This window comes from uncultured Capnocytophaga sp. (assembly GCF_938029845.1).
Taxonomy (GTDB): Bacteria; Bacteroidota; Bacteroidia; order Flavobacteriales; family Flavobacteriaceae; genus Capnocytophaga.
Genome location: NZ_CALHGG010000143.1, coordinates 1 through 4,060, shown reverse-complemented (window position 1 = coordinate 4,060; position 4,060 = coordinate 1). Strand labels below are relative to the sequence as shown.

Annotated in this window: 5 protein-coding genes; 2 read left to right on the top strand and 3 right to left on the bottom strand. The window is 44.0% G+C overall.

All coding sequences use genetic code 11. The features are described from left to right. Together Q0625_RS10240 and Q0625_RS10235 are read left to right on the top strand one after the other, a co-directional pair. Positions 1 to 141 (top strand): acyl-CoA dehydrogenase family protein (locus Q0625_RS10240; RefSeq protein ID WP_298826716.1); only part of this gene is annotated, 141 nt, incomplete at its 5' end. A 59-nt stretch (positions 142 to 200) separates the two neighbouring features. Further along, the gene (locus Q0625_RS10235) at positions 201 to 725 is read left to right on the top strand and encodes an acyl-CoA thioesterase (RefSeq protein WP_298826713.1); all 525 of its coding nucleotides are present in this window, start codon (positions 201 to 203) and stop codon (positions 723 to 725) included. A 134-nt stretch (positions 726 to 859) separates the two neighbouring features. Here Q0625_RS10235 and Q0625_RS10230 read toward each other — a convergent pair whose 3' ends face one another. From Q0625_RS10230 to Q0625_RS10220, 3 genes are all read right to left on the bottom strand, one after another. Further along, positions 860 to 2,146 carry a replication-associated recombination protein A gene (locus Q0625_RS10230; RefSeq protein ID WP_298826711.1) on the bottom strand — a complete coding sequence of 429 codons (1,287 nt, stop codon included), beginning with the start codon at positions 2,144 to 2,146 and terminating at the stop codon, positions 860 to 862. Between the two features lie 78 nt (positions 2,147 to 2,224). Further along, complete coding sequence (locus tag Q0625_RS10225; RefSeq protein WP_298826708.1) at positions 2,225 to 2,770, bottom strand: alpha/beta fold hydrolase; 546 nt, start codon at positions 2,768 to 2,770, stop codon at positions 2,225 to 2,227. Between the two features lie 9 nt (positions 2,771 to 2,779). Next, positions 2,780 to 4,045: an aminotransferase class I/II-fold pyridoxal phosphate-dependent enzyme gene (locus Q0625_RS10220; RefSeq protein WP_298826706.1), complete on the bottom strand. Its 1,266-nt coding sequence runs from the start codon at positions 4,043 to 4,045 to the stop codon at positions 2,780 to 2,782. Between the last annotated feature and the right edge of the window lie 15 nt (positions 4,046 to 4,060).

Genomic DNA, 4,060 nt, shown 5'->3' with positions numbered 1-4,060 from the left:
AACGAAGCTATACAAATACATGGAGGTTATGGCTACACTACCGACTATCCTGTAGAGAAATTCTATCGTGATGCCAAATTATGTACTATAGGCGAGGGTACCTCCGAAATTCTTAAACTCGTAATTAGTAGAAAACTATAAAAAGTGAATAGTACTTTTTTAATCTTCACTAATCACTAATACTGGCAACTTATAAGAATATGAAATCAAAGACTGTTTCTGAGTCTCGTTCGGTTTCTACCGACTTGGTACTACCCAATGAGACCAACCATTATGGTAATATGTTCGGGGGAGAGCTCTTAGCGCGTATGGACAGGGTAGGTACTATTGCTGCTGTACGTCATTCGGGCTGCTTGGTCGTAACGGCTGCGGTCAATTCCGTCTCTTTCAATAAAATCATTCCTCAGGGTAGTGTTGTTACCGTTGAGGCCTCTCTTTCGCGTGCTTTTACCTCGTCTATGGAGGTGTATATAGATGTGTGGGTGGAGGACTCTGTCAGTGGAGAGCGTGTTAAGTCCAATGAGGCCATTTATACTTTTGTAGCCCTTAACGAAGAAGGAAAACCTGTCTCTGTACCAGAGGTAATACCAGAGACCCCTTTGGAAAAAGAGCGCTATGAGGGAGCCCTTAGGCGGAAGCAACTGAGCCTTGTGCTAGCAGGACGTATCAAACCACACGATGCTACCGAACTCCAAGCCCTTTTCCAAGATTTGGAAAATCAATAAACAGGAATTTTCTTCGTGAATTTCTAAAATATAATAAATTGCGTCTCTACTCTAACACTCACTAGTACCAATCCTAATGAGTATAGTTTATGGTGGAGACGCAATTTTGTATGTCTTACTATCAGATTCTAGCATTAATAACCATAACGATCGCCCCATAAGGATTTTAAATAAGCCTTGAGGGCGTTTTCTTTGGGGTTATCACAAGGTTCATATAAAGGGATTCCTTGTAGCGCATCGGGCATAAAATCTTGAAAAACAAAGTTATGCGGATAGTCGTGGGCATACTTGTAGTCTTTCCCATAAGAAAGTTCCTTCATAAGTGTAGTAGGAGCGTTGCGTAGGTGTAAGGGTACAGGTAGGTTACCCTGTTGCTTGACTAATTGTTGTGCCTTGCCAATAGCCTTATAAGAGGCATTGCTCTTGGGGGATGATGCCAAGTAGATAGCGCATTGGCTTAGGATAATTCGTGATTCAGGATAGCCAATGACAGTTACTGCTTGGAAAGTATTATTGGCCAAAACCAGTGCCATGGGGTTAGCATTGCCTATATCCTCACTGGCTAGAATGAGCATGCGTCTTGCGATAAACTTCACATCCTCACCGCCTTCTATCATGCGGGCAAGCCAATATACAGCTGCATTAGGGTCACTCCCACGTATGGACTTGATGAAGGCTGAAATAATGTCGTAATGCTGCTCGCCTGTTTTGTCATATAGTACGGTGTTCTGTTGTACAATTTCCAGTACCTTGTCATTAGTAATGACAACCTCTTCTCCTTCAGGGAAAGTATTGACAATCAGTTCAAAGGTGTTGAGTAACTTGCGTCCATCACCATCGGAAAGCCTTAGAAGGGCTTCGGTTTCTTTGAGAATGATAGTCTTCTTTTTCAGTTCTACATCTTGCTTTATGGCACGATCAAGTAGGGCTAAGAGATCCTCCTTGTCAAAAGGCTTGAGTGTATATACTTGACAGCGCGAGAGTAGCGCGGGAATTACTTCAAAGCTAGGGTTTTCGGTAGTTGCTCCAATGAGGGTTATCCAACCTCGTTCTACAGCCTCCAAAAGGGAATCCTGTTGGGTCTTATTGAACCTATGAATTTCGTCTATGAAAATGATAGGGTTGCGGGCGGTGAAGAGTCCTTGTTCCCGCTTGGATTTCTCGATAATATCCCTTACCTCCTTAATCCCACTACTAATAGCACTTAGGGAGAAAAAAGCACGTTGGCTCTCTTTAGCAATGATATAGGCCAAAGTAGTCTTTCCTGTGCCAGGGGGTCCCCAAAAGATGAGGGAGGGGGTGATCCCCTTTTCTATTTGCATACGCAGTGCTCCCTTCTCTCCCACAAGGTGAGATTGGCTGATGTAATCGGCAAGGCGTATAGGACGCATACGCTCGGCAAGCGGACGAGAATCAAACATAATAGTGAATAGTTTAAAAGTAAAAGGTAAAAGATTGTTGGTACTAAAACCTTTCACCTTTTACCTTTTACCTAAGTGTTATTTTTTGAAAATCTCTTCTACCTTGTGCAGTAGGGCAGGGAAGGTGTCGTAACCGTCCTCTTCCTTGAAGTGCCCTCCGTGGGGGTAGCGTATAAGTACACTATCCAAATGTCGGGAGAGGTCATCAATCATTTGGTAAGGAACACTTTGGTCATCCAAGGCGGCAAATACATAGGAATTTTCCAGCGGTGCAATAGAGGGTTGTGCCTTGTATAGCGTGATAAAAGGATCAAGCTGAGGCAAGCGCTTGAGCGGCTCATCGAAGCCTGATACTAGGATAGTGCCCAAGGCTTTAGCACCTGTATTGGCCAAGTAGGTGAGTACTGATACACATCCTACACTATGACCTATTAGTACCGTCTGGTCGTCCATATGGATCTCCTTCTTGAGGAACTCCAACCACTCTTCAGCGTTAGGTGCTGTAGGGTTGGGCATTGGCAAGCAGTAACAAGAGATATTTCTCTTGGCTAATTCTCCCACAAGGTAAGCAAACCAGTGCTTATCCAAAGCGGAATTGAGTCCGTGTACTATGTATACTTTCATGATATATGGTTATTTTTCGTCTCCCATTTCTGCTTCGAGAGCAGCATTCTGAGCGCGATATACTCCTCCTTCGAGTTTGCTTCGGATAGCTGAGAAAGCGTCCAAAGTGCGCTCTATATCCTCCATAGAGTGGGAGGCAGTAGGAATAATGCGCAAGAGTATCATGCCCTTAGGAATTACAGGATATACCACTATGGAGAGGAATATACCGTAATTTTCACGTAAGTCATTGACCATAGCCATAGCCTCTGGGATACTTCCTTCCAAGAAAACAGGTGTTACACAGGTATTGGTGCTACCTATGTTGAAACCTCTTGACTTAAGTCCGTTTTGTAAGGTATGTACATTGTCCCAAAGTTTCTTTCTTAGCTCTGGCATATTTTGTAACATCTCCAAGCGCTTGAGACCTCCTTTGACAAAAATCATAGGGAGGGATTTGGCAAACATCTGGGAGCGTAGGTTGTATTTGAGGTATTCTATGATTTCCTTATCTCCTGCTACAAAGGCACCAATACCTGCCATAGACTTGGCGAAAGTGGAGAAGTATAGGTCTATTTGGTCTTGTACGCCTTGCTCTTCACCTGTACCTGCTCCAGTTTTCCCGAGCATTCCGAAACCATGGGCATCATCTACCAATAGGCGGAATCCGTATTGCTGCTTATAAGCGAGGATTTCCTTGAGCTTTCCTTGCTGGCCACGCATACCGAAAACCCCCTCGGTGATCACAAGGATACCTCCTCCAGTGGTCTCAGCTAGGCGTTTGGCACGTTCTATATTTTTGGCAAAGCTCTCTATATCATTGTGTTGGTAAGTGAATCGCTTGCCAAAGTGGAGGCGCACCCCATCAATAATACAAGCATGGCAATCGGCATCATATACAATAATGTCGTTTTTGGTAACTAAGGCATCGATGATAGAAACCATCCCTTGGTAGCCGAAATTGAGTAAGTAAGCGGCTTCTTTTTGAACAAATTTTGCCAAGCGTTGTTCTAACTCTTCGTGTAGGGTGGTGTGACCACTCATCATACGAGCTCCCATAGGGTAGGCAGCCCCGTACTCAGCAGCAGCATCGGCATCAGCCTTGCGCACCTCAGGGTGGTTGGCTAGCCCTAAATAATCATTCAAGCTCCAGTTGAGCACTTCTTTTCCTTGGAATTTCATGTGAGGGCCTAAGGCACCTTCTAATTTTGGGAAAACATAATAACCTTCAGCATGTGAAGCCCAACGGCCTATGTTGCCTTTGTTGGTCTTTATGTGTTCAAATAAATCCTTCATTTTTTTAGTTCTTAA